Raw genomic sequence first — 25,341 nt, 5'->3', positions numbered from 1 at the left:
AAGTATGGACCGGGGCGGGAGGAGACCTCCCGCCTGGGGTCGGCATGGGGCAGATGCCGCCGGTCAGAGTGGTGCTGCTGTTGGGTGGGGATACTAGCGGATGCGGCGGGGAAGGTTGATTGCGCGGTTCAAAAAAAGTAAAGCCCTCTCCCGGGGAGGGAGGGGGCTTGGTGATGAGGGGCTTATATCGCGGGAACGATTCGGTGTCAAGTCGGCAGGCGCATGACCGTGTATAAACGCTTGAACTGCACCGCCTGCAGGAGCTTTGCAACGGGCCATGTCTTTATCTGGGCTGCGGACAGGACACAGGTATTGTGCATCAGGGGGTGTCCGCCCTGGATCTCGGCTACGGCGTCCCGTGGGTCTGTTACCAATTCTCCGCGGCGGTGTTGGTTCATGGCACCCCTCCTAAAACTCGAAACCCTGCTGCTTTTCCCGTTCCTGAGATTCGCTGACCACGGTATAGACATGCCTCTCGGACAGCCCTGTCTCCAGGGCCAGCCGGCGGCGATCGGTGCCGGGATATTTGGCGATCGTATCCCGGATGTACTTTTCCTTGGCCGGCAGGAAAAGCTTTTCCGGGCTCTTGAAGTAGAGATGCACCTTGGGGAGTTGGAAGGCTACCTTGATCGTCAGATCCAGGCCGATGATCCGTACAAGGAGCTGGTAATCCTCCGGCAGTTGCTCAATGTGGATGTAGTCCAGCCAAGAGGCTTTATTTTCCTGCGGGGCAGTCATGGCCTAGCCCTCGTCATCGATTTCAATCAGCACAACATCCCTGGAGAATGCCCCCACATCCACCACGGACCAGACAAGGCCACCGAAGCCTTCGACATACAGCATTTCGTCGCCATGCAGCTCTTTGTTGTCGAGCTTGCCCTGGATCGTCTCCATGAAGTCTTTCAGTGTCATAGCTCCTCCGGCTATCTGTATTCCTTGGGACAGTGCAATTCGATGTATTCCATGATCGCGGCATTCGTGAAACGAAGGCGCCACCAGCCAGGGCCGTGAGTGCGCTTCATCTGGCCCTCGAACATCTTCTTCAGCCCCTCAATCGCAAGGTACGCATCAGCCGAGGTGCGCACCTTGCCCTCTTTCAGGCCCATGCGTTTTTCCAGGAACAGCTGCAGGCCATTATCCGCCCGCCACAGGACCAGCCCGGCCAGGGCGGTGATTTTATCCAGCTCGTCCTGATTAACCAGGGCAACGACCTTTCCCGACCTTGGAACAGGCGCGCGCCTGGCAGTGGGGCGATAGCCTTTACCACCCTTGATCACAAACCCCTTTCGCTCGTACTCCGCAATGAAGTGCCCGGCCTGATCGCTGCTGAGATCCGCGGTGGAGCTTTTGCCGTAGCGATCCTCGAGCAGTTCCCCGCGCTCTGCCTTCGTAATCCCGAACTGGCTGCAGATGAGCATGATGGTGTTGATTTGCGCTTTGGTGATCGGGCCGGAGGTGCGGCGTGTTGGGGATTCTGTTTTCATGGTTTCCTCAACTTACAGCCTGTGCAGCCCAGGGGGATGTATGGGCACAGGCGGTTGGGTTTCAGTGTCTCGCAGTGGCGCGGCATGCCTTCGATTTTGTCCATTACTGGCCCTTCGTGAAGCGTTTCCTGCGGTGGAGGTTTCATAGGTACCCCCCCCTCAATTTCCAGCGGCAACCGCTGCTGCAGCCAACTACTGCCGTCTATCCGGTCACCCGTCATCACCAACCCCCTACCAGCTTGCTCACCTCGGAAAAGCACTCGTTGGCCAATGGGTCATCACTGAACGTCGTCTGCTGCGGCTTCGGGACACCCCACCATTTATCCGTTTTCCAAGGGCGCTCCCTGGCCAGCTTTTCCGCATCCGCCTTGGACCAGCCACCGCAGTACTGCATGATGGCAGCGCGTTCCTCATAGTCGTAATCAAGCGGCATTCTGCAGCCACTTCAGGTGACGCTCTTCTCTCCGGGTCTGCCTTGCCTCGCGCCGGATCTGGACGGTCTCCATCACCACAGCATGAAGAAAATCCTGACGGCTGCCGGATGTCTCCGACTCAATCAGCCGGAGTTCTTCGTCGGAAACTCTGAAGCTCAGCACGTTATAGCGCGGGCTCTTCTTTTTCGCTCCCATGGCGCCGTTCTCCGTTTCGTTATCAATTGCTGCACCCGCGCCAGGATCTGCGCGGTAATCTCAGGCGGCACGCCGTAGACCACCCGCTGCGGCCGCGTATTCCGCCGCTGGCGCGGTTTTGCGGTCGAGGGGGGGGGTAGCGCTGGCCGGGCAGGTTTGGGGCGCTGTGCGGACACAGGCGCCGCCTGTTGCGGCCGGGGATCGGGGAAAATCGCCGGTACTGCTGCAGGGCGGTAATCGGCCGGAGCGAGATCCACCAGCCCGGCGCATCCCTCGCAGGCAAAGCAGGGCGGAACTGCGCCGTCCGGCCTGGCGTCCAGGGCAGACCTTTGCGGTTGATGTCGCATTGGCGTTGACTGATCCGGGAGCGCAGGCGGGCGCAGGTACCGAGCAGGATCTCCATCGCTAATCCCCCAATATCCCCAGGAACGCCGTGATCGCTGCCGGCAGCCGCTCCAGATTAACGCGCCGGCCCTTGGCGTGCAGGCCATACAGCGCCCGGTTAAGTGCAGACTGGATGGCGGGGATATCAAGCACGGCCAGCGCCGCCGGGGCATCACCATGACCATCACGCTGCGCCTGTATGCGGTCCACGCATTTGACTGCCGCCAACACCGGCGCAGTTTCGCAACACTCTATCAGGCATTTGAACTCGGACAGCCGGGCGAGCTGGTGCAGGATCTGGTCGTAGTCACGGCTGAGGAGCACGGTCAGGCCGTGTTCGCGGAGTTTGCGGTCCAGTTTTTCGCGGGTTTCGGGGGTCATAGGGCCATCCTTTTAACGCTATGGTACGCTTCAATATCGCTGGCCAAAGACGTCTGGAGGCCATAGACCAGTTTGCCCAGTGCCACGCAGCACAGCATTTCTGCAGCCTGTTTACTCGCTATGTTCATTGCGGCCGCGATCTCCTCAAACGTGCAGTTCGGCGCCAAGTGCGACGCATAGTCGCGGCCGAGCCGTACATACTCTTTGTAAGTAAGGTTGCTCGACTCCATGGTCAGCTCCTGTGCTCAATCCGTAATGGCCAGGCCTTTTTGTCGCGGACAGCACGGCGGCCGTGATCGATCCCGGCCCCGTCGCGACGGCCGGCCCAGTAAGCGCGATCGCTCAGGTTGTCTTCGTCCAGGTCGGTCTCCACAATCCCAAAGTCGGCCATCCGCTGCTTGATCAAGGCTTCCTTGATCGGGACCAGGGCGGTGGTGGTGATCGGCGTCCGCTCGTGCTGTTCGCGCAGTTTCTGGCTGACGATATGGGTACAACCCAGGCAATACGACAGGCGCACTTTCTTCTTGCCTTTGGCCGTGAGGCGCCGCTGCTGGCTTTTTCCCATGAATTCTGCTGCCAGGCGATTAATTGTCCGGTAGAGATAGCCAAAGGTGAATGAGGCTACTTCGTGATCCAAGTCGACACCGACGAAGCTCACCCGGCCATGGTACGGGCTGTGGAAGTACTTGCAGTCGAAGGCTCCGGCCACGGCGGAGGCCAGCAAATACACCCACGAGGCAGGTTTCTTCACCACGTTATCTACAGAGGCGACGCCGGCCTCTTTGGGGATTTCCCGCTCCGTAAGTTCCGCCTCGTCCAGATTGTGCTTTGCCAGCAGTTCCTGAGCGCGGGCTGCAGCCAGGGCCGCCTCGTGTTCGTTGCTGCTGTTGGCCAGCCGGAGCAGCTTACGGATTTTGTCTATAATCGCTTCACGGTTTTTCATACTTTCCTCCAGGTTAATCGCTCAATGTGGGGCCGGATCTGCTCCGGCCCCAGGTTCAGCGGTCAAGCACCGGGCACACTGGTCGGTCGGGGAACAGCAGCACCTGGGTTTCTTCTTCAACCGGAATGCAGTCCGGGGCCGCTTGGAGCAGGGTCCATACGATCGCAATCAGGAGCATGTCTTCACCTCCGCCTCGTATTCCTCAACCAGAATCCGGTTCACCTCGCCGCAGGCCACAAGACAGACAAACCGCCAGAAACACATTTCGCAAGGGTTATCGACCGGTCTCATCCGCCCTCCACAGAGTCTTCCTGGTGCATCGGATACGGCTTGTCGACGATTCCTTTATCCAGGCACACCGTGCAGCGCTTGAACGTACTGGGCTGATGCCGGTGGATGCAGTTGCTGCAGGTCGATCCGACGTTGATGTTGCTGGCAAACATCGGGTGTATGGCCATCACTCCACCTCCACCCCTTCCGCATCACCCGCGGCCTCTTTCAGCATGGCGTTGACGATCTTGTCGACGTCGCTGTCCACCGGCTTGATCAGCACCACGTCGCCGGTACCCTGAACCGTAACGCCGATCTTCTTGAGGGTGGTCACATCAAGCTCGGAAAGTGCTTTCTTGATGACCTTCTCAATTGTCTTGATCAAAAGTTCATGCTGCTCGGCGGGGAGGTGCTTCCGGATCAGCCGGATCACCGTGGCCTCGTCCTCGTAATCCAGCCCCCCCTTACCCTTCTGCAGGCCCACCCGGATACCGCTGATGATGATGGAGCGGGGCTTGACGAACTGCGCCCGGCTATCGTCAATAATCGCCTCCAGCGCAGCCTTGGCGTTGGCCGCATCGGCTGCGGCCTCTTTGATCGCCGGAAGCCGCTCTCGTTTCATGCTCTCAATATCGGTGTGCAGATCTTCAATCCGCAGGGCCAGCAATTCCCTGCGGTCCGCGAAAGCCTTTGTTGCCTGTTCAATCTCTGCCAGTGTTCCCATGGTCCCCTCGTTTCATGTATCTGTCGTAATTACTGCGGCACAGCCCGCAGGTGCCGTAATCGTGACCGCCTGTCCCGAACTTCCAGCAGGCCCACACCGGTCCCAGCTCCGCTATTTCGTTCGGGTTGGGGAGCGTCTGGACCCTCGGCCTGGATGCCAGGGCCTCATACAGCGATGAGCAGGTATCACGGGGGCTCATACCCAGCGCCTCACCATGCCCGAGGCGTACAGCCCTACGATCAGCCGGGCCTCGGCGCGATCCCGCATCCAGCGGCGCATGCGGTTGTATTTGCGGCGGGCTACACGTCCTGATGTCAGCGCTTTGAACATTTTCCACATGGTCAGCTCCTTTCGTTTTCAAGCATGCCTACCGCCTCGGCTGTCAGCCGCGTCATATAGGGGGCATCCTTGCCCATCAGCTCGCACAGATGGCTGTACAGGTAGTGATTGGTCCGGATCAGTCTGACTACGAGGCCGTTGTCCTCGTTTGGAATGGCCAGCACCTGCCGCCCGGCGATCTCACACAGGACGCGCTCCAGGTCGGGAGCGGACTCGGCGGCTGGTGTGTCTAGGCACTCCAGCAGTGCCGGCACGTCCAAGTCACGCTCACCGAGCCAATGGATGATTTCCGGATGGTGCTCCGCGAAGTTCTGCACATCGGCGGCGAACTTGGCCGAATTGGCTGGAAGCTTGCCGGATTTCAGCGTCAGACTGACCTGGGTCTTGCTCCACCCGGAGTACTTGACGAATTCCTGCTGCGGGATCTTCAGTTCGTCCATGGCCTGTTTCAGTCTCAGCATGAGGCCCTCCCGTCTGCCGGTACCCCGCCGGCATCGCCGTTACGGCGATTGAGCACCGACTGCAGGGCCGTGGCGCCGCTGACCGGGGCAGCAGGCTGCTTGCCGCGGGCCTGCCCCCTGGGCACCGGCTCGGCCTCGGGGGGCTGTACGGAGCGCACATCCTCCACGCTCACCAACTCGCGACCGGCTGCCAGGGCAATGTTGAGCAGAGTCACACACAGCTCCTGCAGCTCCAGATAATTCCTGGCTGCAGGAAGTTCGGCCAACAGCTCAATGGCACGGGGATCGAAGTGCTTGCCGATGGTTTCCCGCACATAGTGAGCGGCCTCGTTGGCAGAGAGCCCCTGCATGCGGACGATGTCGGAGCGCAGCCGGACCTCTGAGACTCCGGGGTGGTTCATGGGGTCTGACTGGGCGACAAGGATAATGGTGAAGAGTTCGCTCTTTCCCGCCCAATCCATCTCGCGCAGTGTTTTGAGAGAGCGCAGGGTGTTCTTGTGCAGCCGTTGGGCCTCTTCGATAATCACGACGATTTGAGTTTCGGCGCCGTGAGCGGTCCGTTTGCCGCTGGCCGTGCCCACGATCCGCCGCAACTGGGCGCTGCTGACGATGCCGCCGCGCTTGACGTTCTCGTCGGACAACTCCAGGATCATGGCCGTCTTGATATCGGCGATGGTCATGTTTTCCTGATCCACCCGCTTGGGCCAGATGGTTTTCACATCCATCCGTTCCATCGCCGCTTTGACCGCCTCAGTTTTCCCACAGCCACGGTCCCCCACGATGCTGACCATGGCCCGGCTCTCGACCGCCATGGTGAGGATGCGCCGGCACCGCACCATGTCTCCCGTCTCGTGCAGCTTGCCCTTGAGCGGATCCTTGGTGTAGCCGAGGTTGACAAACGTTTCCAGTCTGGTCATACTCATAATTGATTTACCCCCTTTCAGTAGTGGCCCTCGGCGTTGCAGCGCCGGGGGCTGTTGTGTTTTGACTCTCGCCTACATCGCCACCTGCATCTGCTCTGCCTGGATATCCCCGGCCAGTTCGGCCACAAACCGCCGCGACATGCCGTTTTCCTGGATCAGCGACCGCACTGAAATCCTGAACTCTGGAGGCTCATCCAAGAAGTAATTCCCAGCAGCCTGACAAAAAGCCGCCCATGCCTCCTCAATGCTGTTGTAACGGTCGAGGTCGAGAGGATTCTCCAGCACAAGGGTTTCTTTCACCCTGGTCTTCATCTTGATCACCTTGCGCCCTTCGGCTCCGCTCAGGGGGCGTTCGGTGAGCGAAGTCGAACCGAGGGCCGCCCGCCCCTCGGCCGAGTAAAGCGGAATGGTCACACCTTCCATTTTTGCCGCTTCCTTGCGCATCTGCTGCTGGCCGGTCTCCGGGTTGGTGCGGTACTCTCCCAGCCTGTTGGGCGCGAATGCCTCTACCTCGTACCGCTGGCCGTCCCGGAGATCCTGCACCACCACCTTCTTGTCATAGATCCCCACGTAGACCTTGACCCGCGCATCATGCAGCCCCTTGACCTCGTAGGGCTCGTTGTCCATCCAAAACACGCCGTCCTGGCCCACGGTGCGCTTAATATTGCTCTTGGCGATCGTCTCCAGGGCATCGTTCGGCAGGATCACCACGCCGCCGTGCCGGCTGATCCGCTCCCACGCCTGGCGGCGGGAAAGCTTGCGCTCGAAGCGGTGCTTCATTTCGTTGTAGGCGGCGGAGTAGTTCATGAGCTGGTTGTTCAGCTCCATCATGGTGATCTCGTAGTGCCGCCAGTCGGTCATGGCGAAGAACGGCAGCTCAAATTTCTGCCAGAGGGTGCGCCAGGGGCGTTCGATCTTCCCGTGGGCGTCCTTGTTGAGCGGGGTTGAGGGATCGATATCCACGCCGCAGCGCTCAAAGAAGTCCTTAGCCTCGGGTGATTCCATCATGGGGCCGTGGTCCCCTTTAATCTTGCCCCGTTTACCGGATGGATGGGACGGCACTCCCCAAAAGCATTTCTCCGGCTGTTCCCACCAGGCCCAGCAGAGGAATTCCATATTGTGCCGCGCATTCTCCCCCTTGGCTGCCACATAGCGGCAGCAGTGGCAGCCGCTGTGGTCGTCGGTCATGCCGTAGATCCAGGGGCGCAGGCCGTCCACCGGGATCGGCTTGTTCTTGTAATCCTTGTTGCCGCGGTGGAGCCGGAGGAGGAAATCACCATCGGGCAGGGCCTTGGCGATATAGAAACAGTTACTGGTGGAGGCGTCGACGTGATGCATTTCGTTCGGGAATTCGGCCTGGAAGCGCTCCACGCGGCGGCGCTTGGTGTTCAGCCCCAGGTCGCGGATTACCCGGTCGATACTGCTGTAGCAGACGTCAGCGTAGCCCTGGGGAATCTGGTTGTTGATCAGGGCGATATCCATGGCATCTTTCGTGGAAATCACGCCGCGGTGGTCGGGCGGGCTGTTCTTGATGATGGCGATGGTGCGGGCCACCTCCTCAATGTCGACATGTTTCCGTGCCCCTTTTTTCCGCTGGCGGTTGGTGGGGAGCAGGCGGTAGATGGTCCCGTAATCCACGTCGAGCATGTCAGCCCATTTGCCGACCACGGCGGTCTTGTGGCCGCGGGGAGCCTCTTTCCAGGCGGCTACGATCTGATCTTTTATGTGTTGATCGATCCTGGTCGCCATGGCCTAGTCCCTGTACATGTCGACAACATCATCCAGCCGGGTGCGGACATCGTTCAGAGCCAGCTCCGCCTCCTGGAGGTGGGCATTGACCTTTGCCTGCAGATGGCGGTCATCCTTCAGTCGCGGGTCCGCGATGAAACCGGCAATCGCCAGCTGCAGCCCGGCGGCGGCTTCTTCAATCTTGGCCATCTGTTTGACCGACCATTCGCGATCGGCTTCTTTCGGCTCAAACACTTCCAACACCTTCACCCGCTCCACCAGGGCCTTTTTCTCCGCCTGCAGGCCGGCCATTTCCTCCTTGACCACCCCTTTCAGATCCTTTTCCAGGCGGGTATTCCGCTCTCTGAGGGTCTTGTTTTTCTCCAGCAACTTCTCCAGGGCCGCTTCGATCTCCGGCGCCGCATCGTCGTTGAGCGAGATGGCCTCACCCTCAATCACGATCGTTTTGCCGTCCTCGGAAACCTGGAAGGATTCGCCGTCATATTTGATCTGACGGAGCTGGCGGAGTTCACGGTAGCCAAGGCCAAAACTGCCAACCGTTAGCAGAAATTGCTCTCCAAACTCGGCAAGATTTTGAAGATCCATATCTACTTTCTGGCGAGAAAAACCCAAGTATTCACAATAGTTATCCCATGTCCCTATATTGGGGAGGTTGCGATAAGCCTTGGATTCCTTGATGTTTTTGAGCTGTATTAAAGTGCTAACCGTTAGCACTTTCTCCACGAACGTCAGGGCCTGAATTCGACCCGCAACCTCATGAGCCTCGGCAATCCTCCGCTCCCGATCTTTCTGTTCTTCCTGGGCCTGCAACTGCTGCTCCCGCTCGCTTTCGGCCTCCAACTCGCCCACATTCATGGCGGTGGTGCGGGTCTGGCGGGTTTCGGTGGCGGTCACCTGCTCGGCCTGGGCCTCCAGCACCTGTTTAAGACGCCGATTGAGTGCTGCTTCTTTCGTCTTGACATGATCGAAGCCTTCAATGCCACTCAAGGCCGCCCGGATCGTGGCCTCATTGGCGATTTTGATGTTGTTCTGAAAGTTCACATCGCTAACCGGCACGTTGAGCAGCCAGCCCAGTACCTCGTCATTCACATCGTTGTTTATGCCGTTGTTCATGCCTTTTTCCTCCGGTTCGGTAAGTTCGACACCCAGGGCCTGAGCCCCGAATTTAATGGCTTTCTTCACAAGCATTGCATTCCTCTATGGTCGGCCATTCACGTCCACAAAAAACGCACCGAAAGCGAATCCCTTTCATCCTCACACCTCCAACTGGCGGATCTCGCGATCGAGATCGCCGCGCCTATCCTTCAGCCCCTGCAGATACACGGCATACATGCCGCTGATGCGCGGGCCCGGCTCGTACATTTCGCCAGCCTGCCGCACCCATTTGCGCTCCAGCAGCACAACCATGTGGCTCATCACCGTGGCATGGGGCATGTTCAGCTCCCTGGAGATCTGCGCCGCCGATACGGGAGTTGTCTGCTGGTGGAGCAGCTCAATGATGTCAATCAGCTTGTGGTCGCTCATGACCGGGTTGTAGGTTTTGGGGGCCATCGCTTACCTCCTCACTCCGCATTGATTTTCCAACATCGCTATTTCCTGCTCCAACTGCTTGCGCTCCTGGATCTTCTTGGCCAACTGCACATAAGGCTTCTCGTTGGCTGTGAGCACTCCGGCGCCGATCTCTCCAAGGCCATACTCCACCGGGTCGTAACTCCCTGCCAGCTTACAGGCGGCGAGGATCTGCACCATGGTGGGCTGGTAGGCCGGGTCGCTGCCCAGGATCTTCTCGAACACCGATCCTTTCACCTCAATGCCGGTTACACGGCTGATCCAGGCAGCCACCATGAAACGGTCACGCGGGGAGAGCATCTTGCTCAGGCGCTGTTTGATACCGAGGCTGAGGTGTTCCAGGGAGCCCGTTTCTATCTCCCTATCCAGCAGCACGAGCTGGCCGGATACACTTTTATCTTTTCTTTCGCGCGGATTGGACATGACGCCCCTCATTTTTGCTGTTACCGTCAAGACACTTTTGATGTATATTCCCGTTGCGGAGGTGGCATGTGGAAATCGAAATCGATGCAGCTGTAATCAAGAAACTTAATCAGCGATTCCGTCGCGAGGCCGGCAGCAATATCGAAAAGACCATCGGCCGTGTGGTGCTCTCCCAGATCCAGATTCATGGCGAAGTTTCGTACAACGCTATCCGGTACGCTCTCGCAAGAGAGCTGGAAAAGACCCCCTCGGAGCAGGGCAAGATTATTCCGGATCTCGATCCGGAGCTTTGTGATCTGCGGGCGGCACAGTTGCAGCTTCTAAAACTTCACGAGCCGCACGACGATCATTGATCTCACGAGCGGTCAACAGACCTGGTTGTAATGTGATGAATTCCGGGATCGGATCTTCATGCCGGACAATCGATGTCGGGCGGTATTCAAGACGTTCCGGATCGACAATAATCTCTTGCCCCTCCAAATTGAGGGGCACCTGGTAAAGCACATCTTTGATGCTGATTATTCCGCCGGACATAACTCTACGGGCATATAAGCTGTTCATGCTGCTCTCCTTGAGTTTTGTTCTGCAGCTTCCGGCCCGGCCAGCAGATCGGCGACTGAGACACGGCACAGACGGGCGATGGTTTTGATGACAGGGGCGCTGACGCGGTGACCGTTGATGACGTAGGAAACCATGACGAGGGAGACTTTTGCCGACGTGGCAATCTTGCCATTGGTGACCTTGCGGAGCGCCATCCAAGCCCGGATGTTGCAGGCGGTAACTTCAGTAGATTCCTGTTTCATATGGTCTCTTTTTTTCATTAGTAAGGTTTAGTAATGTAAACCAAGACAATACAAAATTAAACAAAAGTGTAAAACATGTCAACGAAAAAGTTCACAAATGTTCAGGTGGCTGAAATTCATGCAAGGTTGATGTTGGCGCTAGATTTGTCCAGCAAGACCGAGCTGGCGAAGCGTTTAGCTATATCGATACAGACGCTGAAAAACAGGGAGAGCCGTGGAGTCAACAGCATGGCTGATGTTGAACTTTTGTGTAACAAGGAGAGACTGAAGCGGGAGTGGGTATTTTCGGGAATAGGCGAGGCAAAAATAATATTTCCGATAAAAGATCCGCGTGTTCTGCTGGTCGCTGAACCTGAAATAAGTATTCATCCTGATGTGGTCTTGAAGATCAATCAACTGCTCGCACAGATGTCCGAAGAGCAACAGAGAGATGTTTTAAAATACGCTGAAGAGAAGAAACTCCTCTCGGAGCTGATGGAAGAACGGAAAAAGGCAGGATAATGGAGGGCTCAATGAATAAACTGATGGCAATTCTAATGTGTGTATTTATTGTCCAGCCGACTGCACTCGTGTTTGCAGCTGGTCTGGGAGATACGGTTAAAGATGTCCGCGCTCAGTACGGCGCAAAAGTATCGTTGGATGAGACATATTACGTATTCGGTAAGCCGCCTCGGGTATCACGGATCGACATTGAGTCGCGGAAATTTATCGGGGCAGTACCCACCGTTGCTGAGTTCGTTAAAAGTATCAAGCCTCTACTTCCATCCGACGCTAAGCTGACGGCCGCACGCAGGAAGCCGGCGCCCTGGCCGAATGGTAAGGTCGAAATATATTCATTCAAGTCAGCGGCCCTGGCAAAGCTACCCAATATCAAAGATGCTGTCATAGATAGTCCGATCGGCACGTTCACGGCATTCCTGCACTTTGATGGCGACCAAGTTGTAAACGGCTTTGTTGTTATGGGCCTACCGGGCGACGTCGATTTAAGGGGAGCCAAGAAAATCTCAAAAAATCCATTCAAATGAAGCTTCCACTCCTGATCTTGATGGCGTTGTTGATGATCGGCACGGGTGCTAGCCAGGCTGCCCACCTGTACCCTGAGAAACATTACCAAAAACTATGGTGCGATGATCACAAGGGCGTGCTGGAGTTCCGCCTGCAGGATGGCGCACGGGTCGATTGTCTGACAGACGAGTATGCGGTGGAGTTTGATTTCGCAACGAAGTGGGCTGAAAGTATTGGGCAGGCATTGTACTACGCGGGCATGACCGGCAAGCGGCCGGGGGTGGTGTTAATCATGGAGCGGGGCGATGATGACGGCCGATACCTTAAACGTCTACAGAGTGTCGCGGATCAGTATGGCATCCAAGTGTGGACGACCAGGCCAGAGGAGTGAACGGGAACGGCCAGATTAGGGTGGGGATGGAGCTGTCACGCGTGTAGAAATGTGTGGGCGAGTTCTTCATTCACGGCCAAGCGAGTTGGAAGGGCAATGTGGTCGACTATTACACACGCGGCGATTCATACCTGTATATCAAAAACGGCCAAGTGGTAGCCTGGGGCGAGTGATGGATAAGGGGCTCACGCCCCATTTCGCTGACGCGAAACAAACCGATCTCTTCCGGTGGGGTTGATGATCAGATCGAACGATCGACGATCGATTTGGGCGGCGGTCGGTTTCCATCAAAACAATCTTGATGCCCAGTCGTTTTCCCCTCAATGTAAAGCATCCGTCAAGCATCGTCGCGGACGTTTATCGTGTTTCTCATGTGTTAGTTATCCCACCCCCCTTGTGTCGGGCTATTACGTCTGTTCCCGGCTTGTGGAACCGACTGGACGTTCGGCTTTTGGGGGAAGAACCGGGGATATCGCTCCTAACCCGGTGATCTTGGGGGATATCGCCCTGGAGGTCATGCGCAATATCGCCGATCCCTCGCTCGTCCCGCTTGGTGGTGGGATACCGAATGCCGACCTGTTGCCGATCGACAAACTGAACCGCATGCTTGCTTCCGAATCCAAGCGTTTTCCGCTGCAAAGCATTTCCTATCCACCGGCACAGGGGCACAAACGGCTGCGTACGCTGATTGCCAGGCGCTCGCTCAATTCAGGCTGCTCCTTGGCGCCGGATGACGTTGTCATCACTTCTGGATGCGTCGAGGCGATGAACCTGGCGCTCCAGGCGGTATACCGCCCCGGCGACACCGTGGCCGTCGGCTCTCCGGTCTACCCAACTTTTCTCAAATCCATCCAATGGATGGGGCTGAAGGTGCTGGAGATCCCCTCCAACGGCGAGGGACTGAACCTGGAGGTCCTCAACTATGCTATCCGGCACAACCAGGTCAGCGCCTGCATCACCATAACCAATTTCAACAACCCATTGGGCAGCCTCATGCCGGACGAAAAGAAACGGGAACTGGTGATGCTCCTGGCAAAACATGATATCCCCTTGATTGAGGACGATGTCTATGGCGATCTGGCATATGGCCCAAGCCGTCCCGCCTCTGCCAAGGCCTTTGACGAGAAGGGGCTGGTCCTTTACTGCTCCTCCTTCTCCAAGACCCTGGCTCCTGGCTACCGGATTGGTTGGATCGCGCCCGGCCGGTTTCGGGAAAAGGTGGCCCAGTTGAAGGCGCTCTTGAACGTCGCCAGTTCCTCACCCACCCAGTTGGCCGTTGCTGAGTTTCTTACCAATGGAGGCTATGATCACCATCTGAGAAAGATTCGTCGGGTCTATGCCCGCCAGACAGGCCAGGTGCGGGAGGCCGTCGGCCGTTATTTCCCACTGGGAACGCGGGTCAGCCGTCCCGAAGGGGGCTATATTCTGTGGGTAGAGTTGCCGGAGGATTTGGACTCCTTCAGGCTCTACCAGGCCGGCTTGCAGGAGGGAATCGGCATCGCGCCCGGCACGATCTTCACTCTGGGTGACCAGTACAAAAACTGCTTCCGGCTCAATGCCGCCTGCTGGTCCGAACGGATCGAGCTGGCATTGGAGACTCTGGGGGGGATAGCGGCGGCGATTTGACGCATCTTCCAAGGGAACTTTGCCCCGGGCGGCCATGCCTTCAGTAAATTATGTTGCTAAAAGCTTTAGGATTTCATAAGTTAATTTTTATTGAATGCCATATCAGCAGGGGTCATCAGTCCTTTGCACATCTCGCCGGGTGGAAACAACATGAACAAGACTGCCGTACTGCTGCTTCAAATGGGGGGACCTGATTCGCTGGATTTGATCGAGCCCTTTCTGTACAGCCTCTTTTCCGACCGGGACATCATCCGCATTGGTCCCGGTTTTCTGCAGCCGCTGATTGCCCGTTTCATCTCCCGCAAACGTACCAGGAAGGTTTCAGAGTATTACAAGCAGATCGGCAATGGCTCCCCGATCCGCAAGCTGACCGAACAGCAGGCGCTGGAGCTGGAAAAGACGTTGGGGGAGGGGTATCGCTGCTTCGTGGCCATGCGCTACAGCAAACCGGATACGCGGGAGGCCCTGGCCGCCATCCGACGCGAAGGGATCAGCCGCGTCATCGTCTTATCGCTCTATCCGCACTTTTCGCGAGCCACCACCGGTTCCAGCCTGAACGAACTGGAACGGGAGCTGCGAACTTCCGGCAAGGGCATGGAGTTGAGCTATGTGCGCCAGTTCTATGACCATCCCCTGTACATCTCCGCGTTGGTCGAAAAGATCGAACAGGGGCTGGCCGGTTTCGGGGACCGCTCCGGGGTGCAACTGGTGTTCTCGGCCCACGGCCTGCCGCAGTCGTTCATCGATTCCGGCGATCCGTACCTGGACCACATCCAGGCCACGGTGCGGCTGGCAATGGAACGCTTCGGCGATGTATCGCACCACCTGGCCTTTCAGTCGCGGGCAGGGCCGGTCAAATGGCTAGAGCCGTCGACCGAAGAAACCATGGCAAAGCTGGCAGGGGAGGGATGCACAAAACTTCTGATGGTGCCGCTTTCCTTCGTGTCCGATCACATCGAGACCCTCTACGAGATTGATATCCAGTACCGGGAGGAGGCCGCTGCCCTGGGAATCACCGATTTCCGCCGCAGCGAGTCGCTCAACAGCTCCCCGGCCTTCATTGCCTGTCTGGCCGAGCTGGTGCGTTCGGCCAGGTAGCCTGAAAAAACTGATACTGTCGCAAAAAAATCTGCTTTACCACTATCCGATCGACAGGAGGAATATCATGTTCAGAAAGATGCTTGTGGTTGTCGCTGCCCTGCTGCTTTCAACCGGTGTCGCCCTGGCCGCCGGCGCGACCAAGGCAACTAAAAACCCGGTGGTGCTGATGGAAACTTCGCAGGGCAATGTGAAGCTGGAACTGTTCGAGAAAGAGGCGCCCATAAGCGTCAAGAACTTCCTCGACTACGTCAACAGCGGCTTTTACGGCGGTACCATTTTCCACCGCGTGATCGCCGGTTTCATGATCCAGGGGGGCGGATTCACCGGTGACTTCAAACAGAAACCGACCAAAGCCCCCATCAAGAACGAAGCAACCAATGGCCTGAAGAATCAGCGCGGCACCCTGGCCATGGCCCGTACCGGCATCGTCGATTCGGCCACGGCCCAGTTTTTCATCAATGTTGCCGACAACGATTTTCTCAACCACCGCGATACCACCATGCAGGGCTACGGCTATGCCGTGTTCGGCAAGGTGCTGGAGGGGATGGACGTCGTCGATAAAATCGCTGCCGTCAAGACCGGTTTTTCCCGGGGCATGGGGGATGTGCCGGTCGAACAGGTAGTGATAAAGTCCGTCAAGGTTTTGAAATAAAGAACCGGAAGAGAAGGGCGGTGGCCGCCGCTTCTTTCGGGTGCACAGGAGAAAGCTGATGGGAATGACCGAAGAGCTGGTAAATTGGACGCACGAGCAGAAATGCCAGAAGGCGGTCGAATCACTGGGCAAGAACGGCTTTGAGGCCTTGTTCTGCTCTTCGCCGCAGGAGGCCTTCGAGTATATCATGCGTGAAGCTGCTGATGCGCACAGCATTGGCTTCGGCGGCTCCATGACCGTGGCCGGCCTGGGAGTCGAGGCGCATCTCAGGGAGCAGGGCAAGGAGATCCTCAACCATGGGACTCCCGGTTTAACGCCGGAGCAGCGGCTGGAGATCAATCGCCGCCAGCTCACCTGCGACCTGTTCCTCTCGGGGTGCAACGCCCTGACGCTTTCCGGCGAACTGGTCAATATCGACGCCACCGGCAACCGTGCGGCTGCCATGTTCTTCGGTCCGCGCAAGGTGATCGTGGTGGCGGGCCGCAACAAGCTGGTGGCCGGCACGTCGCAGGAGGCCATTGACCGCATCAAGGACCGGGCCACTCCTCCCAATGCCAAACGTCTCAGTTTCAACACTCCCTGTGCCCGCACCGGTTTCTGCAGCAACTGCAATTCTCCCGAGCGGCTGTGCCGGGTGACGACCATCATCGACCGCCGTCCCCGCTTCAGCGATGTGAGGGTGCTGGTGGTCAATGCTGATCTCGGTTTTTAGCCTCCGACCAATCGATGGACCGGAAGCCTGCTCCCGGTCCATCCTCAAAAAACCGCGCTTCCTCGGTAAGCCCTCATGTTCGGAACTTTCCGGGATACTTTGCTCGATTTTTTATTTCCCCCGCGCTGCCATCTGTGCCGGACATTCATTCCCCAGGCCGGGCCGCTGCACATCTGCCCGGCCTGCCGGGAAAGGATGCCACCCGTCTGCCATCCCTGCTGTTCGATCTGCGGCATTCCCTTCCATGGTTTTGGCGATGATCATCCCTGCTCAGACTGCCTGACCCATGCCCCCGGTTTCGATGCAGCCCGCTCGGCACTCCTGTACGAAGGGGGTGGCCGCGAGCTCATCCATGCCTTCAAGTACCACTACAGAACCCATCTGAGACGCCCCTTGGCATTGCTGGCTGTGGAGCAATTGTCAGAATTCGTTGCCCTTCAAACCCCTGACCTGATCGTACCGGTGCCGTTGCACGTCAGGAGGCTGCGGAGCAGAGGTTTCAATCAGGCAGTACTGCTGGCGGAGCCGCTGGCGCGTGAATGGGGACTGCCTCTGAAGCGGCGGCTCATGCGGAGGGTCCGCTGGACACGGCCGCAGATCGAGCTGGATGCCGGGGAGCGGCGTGCCAATGTCCGGGGAGCCTTTGCGGTGGACAATCCGTCCCAGGTGACGGGCAAACGGATTCTGCTGGTGGATGATGTCTTCACAACCGGCAGCACCGTAGACGAGTGCGCCAGGGTACTCAAGAAAGCCGGGGCCTGCCACGTGACGGTGATCACAATGGCGCGGGCCGTGGTGTGACGCTCTTCCCCTGCGCCTACTGCTATGGAATAACTGGCTATTTTCTTGACAATGCCGGAGGACCATTGTAAGCACAATGGCTGATCTGGATAAATGCGGGTTCAAAGAAACGAGGGATCGGGATGCGACTTTCCACCAAGAGCCGTTACGGCCTGCGGGCTTTGTTCGATATCGCTTACAACTCCGGGGGAGCGCCTGCGCAGATTCAGGATATTTCGCGCCGCCAGCAGATTTCTCCCCGGTACCTGGAGCAGATTTTCCAGACCCTGAAGAGGGCCGGCATTCTCCGGAGCAAGCGCGGTCCCCAGGGGGGATACTGCCTTGCCAGGAAACCGGATGAAATCACCGTGCTGGAGATACTGAACGCTACCGAACAGGATGTGCTGTTGGTCAACTGCGGGGGAACACCCCTCAGGAAGCCGAGGCGGCAGACAGAATGCCCTTTTGAGGGAAACTGCGTGACCCAGACGGTGTGGGAAGAGGCCAGTACCCTGATCAACAACCTGTTTGCTGGTATGACGCTCCAGACCCTGTGTGAGCGTGGTCAGGCGATGGGGATCGAGAGAGAGCTGACGGCCGGCTGATCTGCGGGATCTGGCTGCAGAGCCGGCGCATCAGGTTTACAGGTCGAGAATCATGGCATTCTCGTCGCAATCGGGGAATTTGACGCATTTGATACAGTCTCCCCACACCTTGTGAGGCAGCTCGGATTTGTCGACCAGACGGAAGCCGTGCTTGCCGAAGAATTCCGGTTTGTATGTCAGGCAGAAGATGCGTTTGAGCCCGATCTCGCGGGCCTCGGCGATGCAGGCCTGCACCAGTTGACTGCCAATACCTCTGCGTCCTGCGTCCTCGGCCACGGCGACCGAACGGACTTCGGCCAGATCCTCCCAGACGATGTGCAGCGCAGCAGTTCCCAGCAGCACTCCATCCTGTTCGAATACGTAAAAATCCCGCAGCGATTCGTATATCTCGGACAGCGATCGGGAGAGCATATCCCCCCGGCTGGCATAGGTGATCAGCAGTTTCTGGATCTCTTTAACGTCGCTGATTTGGCCCTTGCGGATCATGATGGGTTGCTCCTTTGCTTCTAAATACCGACCTTGACCGGCACCGGTTTCAATACCCGGACCAGTTCGGCCGGGTCGAGGCTGACCAGATAGCCCCGTTTGCCGCCATTGATATAGATTTTGGCGAGTGCTGCGATGCCCTCTTCCATGTAGACCGGCATGGCGCGGCGGGTCCCAAAGGGTGAGGTGCCCCCTACCAGGTAACCGGTATGTTTCTGGGCCGTGTCCGGCGAGCAGGGGGAAACCTGTTTCGTGCCGATCAGGCGCGCCAGTTCCTTGGTGGAAACCTGCCGGTCGCCGTGCATCAGCACAACCAGCGGATTTTTCCGTTCATCTTCCATGATCAGTGTCTTGATCACGCTGTGCTCGTCCACTCCCAGTTCCCGGGCCGAGGTGGCAGTGCCCCCCTTTTCCTCGTAAGCATAGAGGTGGTCGGTAAAGGCGACCTTTTCGCTGCGCAACTGGCGAACGGCAGGGGTTATGGGCGTTTTTTCTTTGGCCATGATTCCAACCTCAGCATATCCGCGGCAGTTGCTCGCCTGCCAGCATCTCGACCCCCCGCAGACCTCCTACGGAGGTCTCCATACGTACCCGTCCGGCCTCTCCGGCCGACACGCTGCCGATGATGGCGGCTTCGGTGCCCAGCGGATGCTGCCGCATACGGGCCAGGACACGGTCGGCCGCTTCGGGCGCCACAAAGGCCAGCAGTTTGCCCTCGTTCGCCACGAACAGCGGGTCGAGGCCGAGGATCGCGCAGACCCCCCGCACCCCCGGCTTGACCGGCAGGTCTTTTTCGCTGAGCGTAACCGAGACGGCCGACTGCAGGGCGATCTCTTTGATGGTGGTGGCTACCCCGCCGCGCGTCGGGTCGCGCAGAACGTGCAGGTGCTGGCCTGCCTCGTCGATGATCTCTGTCACCAGCCCGTTCAGTGCGGCGGAATCGCTGCTGATGTCCGTGCCGACTTTGAGGCCTTCGCGGCCGGCCATGACGGCGATGCCGTGGTCTCCGACCGTGCCGTTGATGATGATGCGGTCGCCGGGCCGGGCATTGGCACCGTGGATCTGCAGCTCGTGCTCTATTATACCGATACCGGAGGAGGTAATGAAGATCTTGTCAGCCTTGCCGCGCGGCACGACCTTGGTGTCGCCGGTGACGATGCTGACCCCCGCATCATCCGCGGCACGGCGCATGTCGTGCAGGATCGTCGCCAGGTCTGCCCTGCTGAAGCCCTCCTCGATGATCAGCCCGATGCTGAGGAAGCGCGGTCTGGCCCCCATCATGGCTAGGTCGTTGACGGTGCCGTGCACGGCCAGGCTGCCGATCGTGCCCCCGGGAAAGAAGATCGGATCGACCACGAACGAGTCGGTGGTGTAGGCCAGGCGGCCGCAGAGTCCATCCAGCAGGGCGGCATCATTCTGTGCGGATGGGGCGGTCCCGCTCAGGGCGGGAATGATCAGTTCGTCGAGCAGTTGGTGAGAGAGCCTTCCACCGCTGCCGTGTCCAAGCAGGATCAGGTCGGTATTCACGGAGTTCGGTCGCTCCTTCGTTTTTCGCGGAACATAGCACGCTTTTCCCGCATTGTCACGCGCAGCGGCAGTGCTTTTTCTGTTCCCATTCCAGCGACGTTCATGATATGAAACGATGATTGTCGAGCAGAGGAGGATATAATGACGGACTACAGACCGATGCAGGAATTGCCCGGTAAAGCGGGCTATAAGACAGGGGATGTGCTGGTGCTGGTGGGTGAGTTGTTCGGGCGCGGCTATGCCAACGGCATGGTGGACGAGGCCAGGCGTCTCGGAATGACCGTGATCGGCACCACGGTGGGCAGGCGCGATGCCGACGGCAGCCTGCGCCCCCTCAATGCCGAAGAATTGCGCGCTGCGGAAGCCATTCTGGGGGGAAAGATCATCAATGTACCCCTTGAAGCCGGTTTCGACATGGAAGCGGTGAATGGGCAGCCTTCGGTGGCGGAGCAGCTCAAAAAGGCCCGGCCCGACGACTGGAATACCATTACGTTCCCCGAGGGCTTCATCGAGCAGGCCCGTGCCGCCGGCACGGCCCGTTTCCGCAGTGCCCTGTCCATGGTTGCCGCGGAACTTGGCAGGCAGATCCCGGAAGGGGCCAGCGTCGTCTTCGCGCATGCAATGGCAGGCGGCATCCCGCGGGCGCGGGTATTCATGCCGCTGCTCAACCGGGTGTTCAAGGGGACCGGGGACAAATTCCTGGCTTCGGCCGATTTTTGGCAGAGCAATCTGGGGCGTCTGTGCGACGCCAGCTTCAACGAGGTTACCGCCGACACCTTCCGCTATCTGTTGGAGGAAACCGCTGCCATACGTACCCGCAACACCACGGCCGGCGGACGGGTAAGCTATACCGCTTACGGCTATCACGGCACCGGCGTGCTGGTCGGCGGCGAATACCGTTGGCAGTCGTACACCCCCTATGTTCAGGGTTGGGCAAAAATGCGCCTGGAGCAGATAGCAGCCGAGGCTTTCGATCAGGGTATTGTAGCCACCGTTTTCAATTGCCCTGAGATCCAGACCAATTCGAGCGCCCTGTTTTTGGGTGTGGAAATTTCTCTTTATCCGCTCCTGACCGCCATCAGGCGTGAGGCTGGCGAAGCCCTGGCAGCGCCGTTGTATGAGCGCTGCCGGCAGATGCTGAAAGAGGGAGAGACCCTGGAGCGGCTGCTGGAGCGGGCAGATGCGTATCTGTCGTCCCCGCTTCTGTCCGAATTGCTCGATTTCGCCGCCTGGCCGCAGCACAATACCGGTGCGCAGGCCGAATTTATGCTGGCCGCCTCCGCTGAGCTGATGGGGATGCATGCCGACCAGAAGCAGCTCGTGTGCGCCGAACTGTCGCGGGTTGTGTTCCTCGCCACCGGGCGCCTGATGGTGCAGGCCGCCTGGCAGCCGGCCGGACCGGTGGTGTGGCTCAATCACGATACCATCGGCCAATTGCTGTCCGGCCCGATGGGTGCCGGAATTCTGTAAGGAGCAGATCTGAATCCACCATAAGGAACGGTATGAAAAACACTGTCAAAACAGCAATGGTTTCCATGATTGTCGTTGCCCTGCTGCAGGGCTGCGCTGCTCACCGGATCGCCAGTACCCCTGATGAGATGTTCAAGGAGGGCGAGCGACTCTTCCAGAAGGGGGATTACGAGGAAGCCATCGCCCAATGGAAGAAGGTCAAGGAGACTTTCCAGTCGCCCGAGCTGACGACCAGGGCCGAATTGAGCATTGCCGATGCCTACTTTGTGCATAAGGATTACATCGAGGCTGCCGCGGCCTACGAAGATTTCCGCAAACTTCATCCTCGGCACGAGCGGGCCGGCTACGCGCTTTACCGCCAAGCCATGAGTCATTATCACCAGATTCACGGCATCGATACCGACCAGACGCCGGTCAAGAATGCCATCGGCCTCTTCGAGTCCTATATGAAGCTGTATCCCGGGGGTGAGTTCAGGGGCGATGCGGAAGCCAAATACGGCGAATGCCGGGACAAACAACTGCAGTATGAGCTCTACGTGGGCAAGTTCTATATGAACGACGAAAAGTATCCGGCCGCTATCGCCCGTTTCGAGCAGGCGCTCAAGGTGTTCGGGGATCTTCCGCGCCGTGACGAGGTGCTGCTGTGGCTCGGTAAAGGCTATATCAAAGCGGACCAGAAGCCGAAAGGGAAGGAAGCCCTGGACCAGCTGCTCAAGGATTTTCCGAACAGCGCGCATGCCGCTGATGCCAAGGAACTGATCAACAAGTACCTCCGGTGAGACGCCGGGGCCGGCCCGGGAAAGGGCGGCCGTAACAGAAACGGATTATGAACGCATATGTACGATAACGGAGCACAAGCGATCATCTGGATAGCAGCCAGCTATATGCTGGGGTCGATCCCGACCGGGCTCCTGCTGGGCAAGCTTTACGGCATCGATGTGCGCAAAGAGGGGAGCGGCAATATCGGCGCCACCAACCTCTATCGCACCGTGGGACGCAAGGTCGGGGTCATGACCCTGATCGGCGACTGCCTCAAGGGGCTGATCCCGGTGCTGGCCGCTCGTCAGTTCGGGCTTTCCGCTGAGCAGGTGGCCTGGGTCGGTCTGGCGGCTTTCTGCGGGCATGTCTTTTCGGTTTTTCTGCGCTTCAAGGGGGGAAAAGGGGTTGCTACGGCCCTGGGAGTGTTCCTGGGGCTTGCCCCCCTGGCAGTGGCGATTGCGCTGGGCGTGTTTGTGGGACTGATGCTGAAATGGCGCTACGTCTCGCTCGGCTCGGTCAGCGCGGCGGCGGTCATGCCGCTGGTGGTGGCCTTTCTGGGGGGGGATCAGCCGCTGGTTGCGGTTACGCTGGTGATCGCGATGATCGTGATCATGCGGCACCACGAAAATATAAAACGCCTGCTGGCGGGGACGGAAAATCGCTTCAAGTCATGAGAGGGCGTGCCCCGAATCATTGAGCCCGTTCCTGATCCCTGAACAGAAAAGGCCTGCCGAAGTTCTCCGGCAGGCCTTTTATTGTATCGGGCAGCTGTTGCTATTCTTTTTCGCCGGTATAGATGCTGGCGATGCCGAAGGTGAGATCACGGATGTGGATATGGCGGAATCCGGTGTCCGCCATCATGGTGGAGAATTCGTTCTGGCTGGGAAATTCCAGCACCGAATCCGGCAGGTATTTGTAGGCGTTGTAGCGCGAGAACAATCCACCGATTACCGGCAGTACACGGCGGAAATAGAAGTGGTAGATCTGGCGGAACAGCTGCGAACGCGGAGTCGAGAATTCCAGGATGATCATTCTGCCTCCCGGCCTGAGTACCCGCCACATCTCGGCCAGTCCCAGCCGGCGGTCGACCACGTTCCTGATCCCGAAGGCGATCGTAATCGAATCGAAGGTGTTGTCCGGGAAGGGGAGGTCCTCGCAGGGGGCCACCCTGAATTCGATCCGGTCCGCATAGGGTGAGGCGGCCACCTTGACCTGCCCCAACTCCACCATTTCCCGGCAGAAATCGGCGCCAGTGATCTGTACCGAAGAGGGGGTCGAGCGGGCGATTTCAAGGGCAACGTCGCCGGTGCCGGTGGCGACATCCAGAATGCGCGATCCCTGTTGATACTTGAGCAGTCGTACCGCCTTGGTGCGCCAGCGGCGGTCGATGCCGAAGCTCAGGAGACGGTTGAGGAAATCGTAACGGGGGGCGATGGCGCCGAACATCTGCTGAATCTTTTCGCCTTTGTCGGAAAGCCTGAACATAGGATTTGCTACCTTTTGTCCGAATTTGATGCTATTTTTACGAGCTGATTCTTGTAGCATGATTCTGTGCGGCAAGACCAGCAAAAATCCTCCCGGTTTCGCGGAGGCGTGGTTCTCATTTCCAGAAAGGGGCAGAAACCGCGTTGCCATCGTTTGTACGCCTGCAGGATGTGGCTGACATCCTGATCATGACATTTCTTTTGTACCAGCTTTACTCGTGGTTTCGCCGTACCCGCGCCATGCAGGTGCTGCTCGGGTTGGGAGTGGTCACGCTGATCTACTTCGTCACCCGCTTCCTCGGGCTGTACATGACCAGTTGGATTCTGCAGGAACTGGGGACCGTGCTGATCGTCCTGATCATCGTCGTATTTCAGGCCGAGATCCGCCAGGCCCTGTATCGCTTCAGCCTTTTGCGGCATCTGTTCGAAAGCCGTGAGGAAACCCCGCAGGCCCGGTTCCAGGAGCTTGCCGAAACCCTGTTTATCCTTGCTGGCAAGCGGACCGGAGCACTTGTCGTTTTTCAGCGCAGCGAGTCCCTGGCAGACCTGATGTTGAACGGCGTGCGACTCGACTGCGAAATCTCCCCTCAGATCCTGGAAGCGATTTTCGTGGACGGCACGCCGCTGCACGATGGGGCCGCACTGATCAGCAGCGGGCGCATTGCCGTGGCTTCCTGCCATCTGCCGCTCTCCGCCAACCCTGATCTCCCTCAGTACCTGGGCACCCGTCACCGGGCCGCACTCGGGCTTTCCGAACGGACGGACGCCATAGTGGCCGTGGTGTCGGAGGAGCGCGGAGAGGTGTCGCTGGCCGTGGGAGGGGAGCTGCGCCGGGTGGCCTCTTCCGGAGAGCTGGCGGCGCTCCTGGACGAATTGATCAATCCTGTCCGCGAAGTCGCCCGCAACAGCCTGCCGAAACAGATGTTCCGGAACCTGATCCCCAAAACGGCCATCCTGCTCATCGTGATAACCTTCTGGATACTGATCACCTCCCGGCAGGGGCAGATTACGACTGTAACCGTACCGGTCAGGATGCATGGCATTCCGAACAACCTGGCCTTGGTGCGGTCGGTTCCCGAAGAAATCGATGTCCAGATCAAATCTCTCTCCAGTCTGACACCGCTCCCTTCCAAACTCGATATTGCAGCCGATCTCGATCTTTCAGGTGTTCACGACGGGCAGAACGTCATCAGGATAAAACACTCCGATTTCAGCCTTCCCTCCGGCATGGTCATCAACAGCATCAATCCGCCGTCGATCAGGATCGTCGCCGAAAGCAAGCAGCGTAAGACGGTGCCGGTCAAAGTGCGGTTGCGGGGAGCACTGACACGGCCGCTGCGTGGTCTGGATGTCTTAGCCGATCCCGCCGTGGTCGAGGTGGAGGGACCTTCGGAACAGATCGCGCGGGTCGATGCGGTCCTTACCGAGGAGCTGGATGCCAGTCAGTTGATCAAGGGGCAGGTCTACCGCAAAAGCCTGTTGCCGCCGTTGAAGCAGGTCAGCATCCTGAGAGACGCGCCGGTTTCGATACGCCTGGCTGTGCGTCAAAAGTCGATTAAAAACAAATAGTTGTATTGTTGATTGTGAGGCCGTGCGGCAGTTTTTGTTACAGAAAGGTTGACTTTTGAAAACGTATGTTATATAAGTCGGTGGCCGCAAGT

At 58.4% G+C, this 25,341-nt stretch carries 38 protein-coding genes; 14 read left to right on the top strand and 24 right to left on the bottom strand.

Annotated elements, in window-relative coordinates; all coding sequences use genetic code 11:
* Positions 1-206: 206 nt before the first annotated feature.
* From GSVR_RS17295 to GSVR_RS17210, 19 genes are all read right to left on the bottom strand, one after another.
* Positions 207-398, bottom strand: a complete 192-nt coding sequence (locus tag GSVR_RS17295) for a hypothetical protein (protein ID WP_173198878.1) — start codon at positions 396-398, stop codon at positions 207-209.
* A gap of 10 nt (positions 399-408) precedes the next feature.
* Positions 409-738, bottom strand: a complete 330-nt coding sequence (locus GSVR_RS17290; protein WP_173198877.1) for a hypothetical protein — start codon at positions 736-738, stop codon at positions 409-411.
* Between the two features lie 3 nt (positions 739-741).
* The gene (locus GSVR_RS17285) at positions 742-912 is read right to left on the bottom strand and encodes a hypothetical protein (protein WP_173198876.1); all 171 of its coding nucleotides are present in this window, start codon (positions 910-912) and stop codon (positions 742-744) included.
* An 11-nt stretch (positions 913-923) separates the two neighbouring features.
* Positions 924-1,484 (bottom strand): phage protein GemA/Gp16 family protein, encoded by a 561-nt coding sequence (locus GSVR_RS17280; RefSeq protein ID WP_173198874.1) that lies wholly within the window; start codon positions 1,482-1,484, stop codon positions 924-926.
* Positions 1,485-1,704: 220 nt separating this feature from the next.
* Complete coding sequence (locus GSVR_RS17275; RefSeq protein ID WP_173198872.1) at positions 1,705-1,917, bottom strand: hypothetical protein; 213 nt, start codon at positions 1,915-1,917, stop codon at positions 1,705-1,707.
* Positions 1,907-2,113 (bottom strand): ribbon-helix-helix protein, CopG family, encoded by a 207-nt coding sequence (locus tag GSVR_RS17270; protein ID WP_173198870.1) that lies wholly within the window; start codon positions 2,111-2,113, stop codon positions 1,907-1,909. Before GSVR_RS17270 ends, GSVR_RS17275 begins: the two co-directional genes overlap by 11 nt.
* 405 nt (positions 2,114-2,518) lie before the next feature.
* The gene (locus tag GSVR_RS17265) at positions 2,519-2,878 is read right to left on the bottom strand and encodes a hypothetical protein (protein ID WP_173198868.1); all 360 of its coding nucleotides are present in this window, start codon (positions 2,876-2,878) and stop codon (positions 2,519-2,521) included.
* Positions 2,875-3,108: a hypothetical protein gene (locus GSVR_RS17260; protein ID WP_173198866.1), complete on the bottom strand. Its 234-nt coding sequence runs from the start codon at positions 3,106-3,108 to the stop codon at positions 2,875-2,877. The genes GSVR_RS17265 and GSVR_RS17260 overlap by 4 nt, the downstream gene beginning before the upstream one ends.
* 2 nt (positions 3,109-3,110) lie before the next feature.
* Entirely contained in the window at positions 3,111-3,821 is a 711-nt protein-coding gene (locus GSVR_RS17255; RefSeq protein WP_173198864.1) for a DUF2786 domain-containing protein, read from the bottom strand.
* A 55-nt stretch (positions 3,822-3,876) separates the two neighbouring features.
* Positions 3,877-3,999 carry a hypothetical protein gene (locus tag GSVR_RS22220; RefSeq protein ID WP_255569613.1) on the bottom strand — a complete coding sequence of 41 codons (123 nt, stop codon included), beginning with the start codon at positions 3,997-3,999 and terminating at the stop codon, positions 3,877-3,879.
* 109 nt (positions 4,000-4,108) lie between these two features.
* Positions 4,109-4,279: a hypothetical protein gene (locus tag GSVR_RS17250; protein ID WP_173198862.1), complete on the bottom strand. Its 171-nt coding sequence runs from the start codon at positions 4,277-4,279 to the stop codon at positions 4,109-4,111.
* Positions 4,279-4,815, bottom strand: coding sequence for a hypothetical protein (locus tag GSVR_RS17245; RefSeq protein ID WP_173198860.1), 537 nt, complete (start codon positions 4,813-4,815; stop codon positions 4,279-4,281). The genes GSVR_RS17250 and GSVR_RS17245 overlap by 1 nt, the downstream gene beginning before the upstream one ends.
* Before the next feature lie 195 nt (positions 4,816-5,010).
* Positions 5,011-5,154: a hypothetical protein gene (locus tag GSVR_RS17240; protein WP_173198858.1), complete on the bottom strand. Its 144-nt coding sequence runs from the start codon at positions 5,152-5,154 to the stop codon at positions 5,011-5,013.
* 2 nt (positions 5,155-5,156) lie between these two features.
* On the bottom strand, positions 5,157-5,615 hold the full coding sequence (locus GSVR_RS17235; protein ID WP_173198856.1) for a hypothetical protein: 459 nt from the start codon (positions 5,613-5,615) through the stop codon (positions 5,157-5,159).
* Positions 5,609-6,538: an AAA family ATPase gene (locus GSVR_RS17230; RefSeq protein ID WP_173198854.1), complete on the bottom strand. Its 930-nt coding sequence runs from the start codon at positions 6,536-6,538 to the stop codon at positions 5,609-5,611. The genes GSVR_RS17235 and GSVR_RS17230 overlap by 7 nt, the downstream gene beginning before the upstream one ends.
* Before the next feature lie 72 nt (positions 6,539-6,610).
* Positions 6,611-8,287 carry a hypothetical protein gene (locus GSVR_RS17225; protein ID WP_173198852.1) on the bottom strand — a complete coding sequence of 559 codons (1,677 nt, stop codon included), beginning with the start codon at positions 8,285-8,287 and terminating at the stop codon, positions 6,611-6,613.
* Positions 8,288-8,290: 3 nt separating this feature from the next.
* Complete coding sequence (locus GSVR_RS17220; protein ID WP_173198851.1) at positions 8,291-9,475, bottom strand: hypothetical protein; 1,185 nt, start codon at positions 9,473-9,475, stop codon at positions 8,291-8,293.
* 66 nt (positions 9,476-9,541) lie between these two features.
* Positions 9,542-9,838 carry a helix-turn-helix domain-containing protein gene (locus tag GSVR_RS17215; protein WP_173198849.1) on the bottom strand — a complete coding sequence of 99 codons (297 nt, stop codon included), beginning with the start codon at positions 9,836-9,838 and terminating at the stop codon, positions 9,542-9,544.
* 3 nt (positions 9,839-9,841) lie between these two features.
* Complete coding sequence (locus GSVR_RS17210) at positions 9,842-10,279, bottom strand: hypothetical protein (RefSeq protein ID WP_173198847.1); 438 nt, start codon at positions 10,277-10,279, stop codon at positions 9,842-9,844.
* A gap of 68 nt (positions 10,280-10,347) precedes the next feature.
* On the opposite strand from GSVR_RS17210, the gene GSVR_RS17205 reads away from it, so the two are divergent.
* Positions 10,348-10,632 carry a hypothetical protein gene (locus GSVR_RS17205; protein ID WP_173198844.1) on the top strand — a complete coding sequence of 95 codons (285 nt, stop codon included), beginning with the start codon at positions 10,348-10,350 and terminating at the stop codon, positions 10,630-10,632.
* Positions 10,633-10,836: 204 nt separating this feature from the next.
* Here the strand turns inward: GSVR_RS17205 and GSVR_RS17200 are convergent, their stop codons facing one another.
* Positions 10,837-11,082: a helix-turn-helix transcriptional regulator gene (locus tag GSVR_RS17200; protein WP_173198842.1), complete on the bottom strand. Its 246-nt coding sequence runs from the start codon at positions 11,080-11,082 to the stop codon at positions 10,837-10,839.
* 75 nt (positions 11,083-11,157) lie between these two features.
* On the opposite strand from GSVR_RS17200, the gene GSVR_RS17195 reads away from it, so the two are divergent.
* The 9 genes from GSVR_RS17195 to GSVR_RS17155 all read left to right on the top strand — a co-directional run bounded on the left by GSVR_RS17195 (position 11,158) and on the right by GSVR_RS17155 (position 17,954).
* Positions 11,158-11,583, top strand: a complete 426-nt coding sequence (locus tag GSVR_RS17195) for a helix-turn-helix domain-containing protein (protein ID WP_173198840.1) — start codon at positions 11,158-11,160, stop codon at positions 11,581-11,583.
* 11 nt (positions 11,584-11,594) lie between these two features.
* Positions 11,595-12,107, top strand: a complete 513-nt coding sequence (locus GSVR_RS17190) for a hypothetical protein (RefSeq protein WP_173198838.1) — start codon at positions 11,595-11,597, stop codon at positions 12,105-12,107.
* The gene (locus GSVR_RS17185) at positions 12,104-12,478 is read left to right on the top strand and encodes a hypothetical protein (protein ID WP_173198836.1); all 375 of its coding nucleotides are present in this window, start codon (positions 12,104-12,106) and stop codon (positions 12,476-12,478) included. Before GSVR_RS17190 ends, GSVR_RS17185 begins: the two co-directional genes overlap by 4 nt.
* 486 nt (positions 12,479-12,964) lie before the next feature.
* Positions 12,965-14,104 carry a PLP-dependent aminotransferase family protein gene (locus GSVR_RS17180; protein ID WP_239077368.1) on the top strand — a complete coding sequence of 380 codons (1,140 nt, stop codon included), beginning with the start codon at positions 12,965-12,967 and terminating at the stop codon, positions 14,102-14,104.
* A gap of 150 nt (positions 14,105-14,254) precedes the next feature.
* Entirely contained in the window at positions 14,255-15,202 is a 948-nt protein-coding gene (gene hemH, locus GSVR_RS17175) for a ferrochelatase (protein WP_173198834.1), read from the top strand.
* 67 nt (positions 15,203-15,269) lie between these two features.
* The gene (locus GSVR_RS17170; RefSeq protein ID WP_173198832.1) at positions 15,270-15,857 is read left to right on the top strand and encodes a peptidylprolyl isomerase; all 588 of its coding nucleotides are present in this window, start codon (positions 15,270-15,272) and stop codon (positions 15,855-15,857) included.
* A gap of 58 nt (positions 15,858-15,915) precedes the next feature.
* Positions 15,916-16,569 (top strand): lactate utilization protein, encoded by a 654-nt coding sequence (locus GSVR_RS17165; RefSeq protein WP_173198830.1) that lies wholly within the window; start codon positions 15,916-15,918, stop codon positions 16,567-16,569.
* Positions 16,570-16,644: 75 nt separating this feature from the next.
* Positions 16,645-17,370 (top strand): ComF family protein, encoded by a 726-nt coding sequence (locus GSVR_RS17160; RefSeq protein ID WP_173198828.1) that lies wholly within the window; start codon positions 16,645-16,647, stop codon positions 17,368-17,370.
* Between the two features lie 122 nt (positions 17,371-17,492).
* Positions 17,493-17,954 (top strand): Rrf2 family transcriptional regulator, encoded by a 462-nt coding sequence (locus GSVR_RS17155; RefSeq protein WP_173198826.1) that lies wholly within the window; start codon positions 17,493-17,495, stop codon positions 17,952-17,954.
* A 36-nt stretch (positions 17,955-17,990) separates the two neighbouring features.
* On the opposite strand, the gene GSVR_RS17150 is transcribed toward GSVR_RS17155, so the two are convergent.
* The 3 genes from GSVR_RS17150 to hypE are packed head-to-tail and all read right to left on the bottom strand — an operon-like array spanning position 17,991 to position 19,967.
* On the bottom strand, positions 17,991-18,440 hold the full coding sequence (locus GSVR_RS17150) for an N-acetyltransferase (protein WP_173198824.1): 450 nt from the start codon (positions 18,438-18,440) through the stop codon (positions 17,991-17,993).
* Between the two features lie 20 nt (positions 18,441-18,460).
* Entirely contained in the window at positions 18,461-18,943 is a 483-nt protein-coding gene (gene ybaK, locus GSVR_RS17145) for a Cys-tRNA(Pro) deacylase (protein WP_173198822.1), read from the bottom strand.
* 10 nt (positions 18,944-18,953) lie between these two features.
* A complete protein-coding gene (gene hypE / locus GSVR_RS17140) occupies positions 18,954-19,967 on the bottom strand; it encodes a hydrogenase expression/formation protein HypE (RefSeq protein ID WP_173198820.1) in 1,014 nt (337 codons plus the stop codon).
* Positions 19,968-20,108: 141 nt separating this feature from the next.
* On the opposite strand from hypE, the gene GSVR_RS17135 reads away from it, so the two are divergent.
* Genes GSVR_RS17135 through plsY form a run of 3 tightly spaced genes read left to right on the top strand, consistent with a single transcriptional unit; the run spans position 20,109 to position 22,870 of the window.
* Positions 20,109-21,437, top strand: coding sequence for a hypothetical protein (locus GSVR_RS17135; RefSeq protein ID WP_173198818.1), 1,329 nt, complete (start codon positions 20,109-20,111; stop codon positions 21,435-21,437).
* A gap of 32 nt (positions 21,438-21,469) precedes the next feature.
* Positions 21,470-22,216, top strand: a complete 747-nt coding sequence (locus tag GSVR_RS17130; protein WP_173198816.1) for an outer membrane protein assembly factor BamD — start codon at positions 21,470-21,472, stop codon at positions 22,214-22,216.
* A 57-nt stretch (positions 22,217-22,273) separates the two neighbouring features.
* Positions 22,274-22,870, top strand: coding sequence for a glycerol-3-phosphate 1-O-acyltransferase PlsY (gene plsY, locus GSVR_RS17125; protein WP_173198814.1), 597 nt, complete (start codon positions 22,274-22,276; stop codon positions 22,868-22,870).
* A 100-nt stretch (positions 22,871-22,970) separates the two neighbouring features.
* On the opposite strand, the gene ubiE is transcribed toward plsY, so the two are convergent.
* The gene (gene ubiE, locus GSVR_RS17120; protein WP_173198812.1) at positions 22,971-23,681 is read right to left on the bottom strand and encodes a bifunctional demethylmenaquinone methyltransferase/2-methoxy-6-polyprenyl-1,4-benzoquinol methylase UbiE; all 711 of its coding nucleotides are present in this window, start codon (positions 23,679-23,681) and stop codon (positions 22,971-22,973) included.
* 143 nt (positions 23,682-23,824) lie between these two features.
* Here ubiE and cdaA point away from each other — a divergent pair, with 143 nt between their 5' ends.
* Complete coding sequence (gene cdaA / locus GSVR_RS17115) at positions 23,825-25,249, top strand: diadenylate cyclase CdaA (protein ID WP_173198811.1); 1,425 nt, start codon at positions 23,825-23,827, stop codon at positions 25,247-25,249.
* The last annotated feature ends 92 nt before the right edge of the window (positions 25,250-25,341 follow it).

Source organism: Geobacter sp. SVR (assembly GCF_016865365.1).
In the GTDB taxonomy this organism is placed as follows: Bacteria; Desulfobacterota; Desulfuromonadia; order Geobacterales; family Pseudopelobacteraceae; genus Pelotalea.
This window is presented reverse-complemented; position numbering and strand designations above follow the sequence as displayed.

Bases quoted from the DNA above. Each gene is read 5' to 3' on its own strand.
- GSVR_RS17295 (WP_173198878.1), bottom strand. From the start codon at position 398: ATGAACCAACACCGCCGCGGAGAATTGGTAACAGACCCACGGGACGCC.
- GSVR_RS17290 (WP_173198877.1), bottom strand. From the start codon at position 738: ATGACTGCCCCGCAGGAAAATAAAGCCTCTTGGCTGGACTACATCCAC.
- GSVR_RS17285 (WP_173198876.1), bottom strand. From the start codon at position 912: ATGACACTGAAAGACTTCATGGAGACGATCCAGGGCAAGCTCGACAAC.
- GSVR_RS17280 (WP_173198874.1), bottom strand. From the start codon at position 1,484: ATGAAAACAGAATCCCCAACACGCCGCACCTCCGGCCCGATCACCAAA.
- GSVR_RS17275 (WP_173198872.1), bottom strand. From the start codon at position 1,917: ATGCCGCTTGATTACGACTATGAGGAACGCGCTGCCATCATGCAGTAC.
- GSVR_RS17270 (WP_173198870.1), bottom strand. From the start codon at position 2,113: ATGGGAGCGAAAAAGAAGAGCCCGCGCTATAACGTGCTGAGCTTCAGA.
- GSVR_RS17265 (WP_173198868.1), bottom strand. From the start codon at position 2,878: ATGACCCCCGAAACCCGCGAAAAACTGGACCGCAAACTCCGCGAACAC.
- GSVR_RS17260 (WP_173198866.1), bottom strand. From the start codon at position 3,108: ATGGAGTCGAGCAACCTTACTTACAAAGAGTATGTACGGCTCGGCCGC.
- GSVR_RS17255 (WP_173198864.1), bottom strand. From the start codon at position 3,821: ATGAAAAACCGTGAAGCGATTATAGACAAAATCCGTAAGCTGCTCCGG.
- GSVR_RS22220 (WP_255569613.1), bottom strand. From the start codon at position 3,999: ATGCTCCTGATTGCGATCGTATGGACCCTGCTCCAAGCGGCCCCGGAC.
- GSVR_RS17250 (WP_173198862.1), bottom strand. From the start codon at position 4,279: ATGGCCATACACCCGATGTTTGCCAGCAACATCAACGTCGGATCGACC.
- GSVR_RS17245 (WP_173198860.1), bottom strand. From the start codon at position 4,815: ATGGGAACACTGGCAGAGATTGAACAGGCAACAAAGGCTTTCGCGGAC.
- GSVR_RS17240 (WP_173198858.1), bottom strand. From the start codon at position 5,154: ATGTGGAAAATGTTCAAAGCGCTGACATCAGGACGTGTAGCCCGCCGC.
- GSVR_RS17235 (WP_173198856.1), bottom strand. From the start codon at position 5,615: ATGCTGAGACTGAAACAGGCCATGGACGAACTGAAGATCCCGCAGCAG.
- GSVR_RS17230 (WP_173198854.1), bottom strand. From the start codon at position 6,538: ATGAGTATGACCAGACTGGAAACGTTTGTCAACCTCGGCTACACCAAG.
- GSVR_RS17225 (WP_173198852.1), bottom strand. From the start codon at position 8,287: ATGGCGACCAGGATCGATCAACACATAAAAGATCAGATCGTAGCCGCC.
- GSVR_RS17220 (WP_173198851.1), bottom strand. From the start codon at position 9,475: ATGCTTGTGAAGAAAGCCATTAAATTCGGGGCTCAGGCCCTGGGTGTC.
- GSVR_RS17215 (WP_173198849.1), bottom strand. From the start codon at position 9,838: ATGGCCCCCAAAACCTACAACCCGGTCATGAGCGACCACAAGCTGATT.
- GSVR_RS17210 (WP_173198847.1), bottom strand. From the start codon at position 10,279: ATGTCCAATCCGCGCGAAAGAAAAGATAAAAGTGTATCCGGCCAGCTC.
- GSVR_RS17200 (WP_173198842.1), bottom strand. From the start codon at position 11,082: ATGAAACAGGAATCTACTGAAGTTACCGCCTGCAACATCCGGGCTTGG.
- GSVR_RS17195 (WP_173198840.1), top strand. From the start codon at position 11,158: ATGTCAACGAAAAAGTTCACAAATGTTCAGGTGGCTGAAATTCATGCA.
- GSVR_RS17190 (WP_173198838.1), top strand. From the start codon at position 11,595: ATGAATAAACTGATGGCAATTCTAATGTGTGTATTTATTGTCCAGCCG.
- GSVR_RS17185 (WP_173198836.1), top strand. From the start codon at position 12,104: ATGAAGCTTCCACTCCTGATCTTGATGGCGTTGTTGATGATCGGCACG.
- hemH (WP_173198834.1), top strand. From the start codon at position 14,255: ATGAACAAGACTGCCGTACTGCTGCTTCAAATGGGGGGACCTGATTCG.
- GSVR_RS17170 (WP_173198832.1), top strand. From the start codon at position 15,270: ATGTTCAGAAAGATGCTTGTGGTTGTCGCTGCCCTGCTGCTTTCAACC.
- GSVR_RS17165 (WP_173198830.1), top strand. From the start codon at position 15,916: ATGGGAATGACCGAAGAGCTGGTAAATTGGACGCACGAGCAGAAATGC.
- GSVR_RS17160 (WP_173198828.1), top strand. From the start codon at position 16,645: ATGTTCGGAACTTTCCGGGATACTTTGCTCGATTTTTTATTTCCCCCG.
- GSVR_RS17155 (WP_173198826.1), top strand. From the start codon at position 17,493: ATGCGACTTTCCACCAAGAGCCGTTACGGCCTGCGGGCTTTGTTCGAT.
- GSVR_RS17150 (WP_173198824.1), bottom strand. From the start codon at position 18,440: ATGATCCGCAAGGGCCAAATCAGCGACGTTAAAGAGATCCAGAAACTG.
- ybaK (WP_173198822.1), bottom strand. From the start codon at position 18,943: ATGGCCAAAGAAAAAACGCCCATAACCCCTGCCGTTCGCCAGTTGCGC.
- GSVR_RS17135 (WP_173198818.1), top strand. From the start codon at position 20,109: ATGACGGACTACAGACCGATGCAGGAATTGCCCGGTAAAGCGGGCTAT.
- GSVR_RS17130 (WP_173198816.1), top strand. From the start codon at position 21,470: ATGAAAAACACTGTCAAAACAGCAATGGTTTCCATGATTGTCGTTGCC.
- plsY (WP_173198814.1), top strand. From the start codon at position 22,274: ATGTACGATAACGGAGCACAAGCGATCATCTGGATAGCAGCCAGCTAT.
- ubiE (WP_173198812.1), bottom strand. From the start codon at position 23,681: ATGTTCAGGCTTTCCGACAAAGGCGAAAAGATTCAGCAGATGTTCGGC.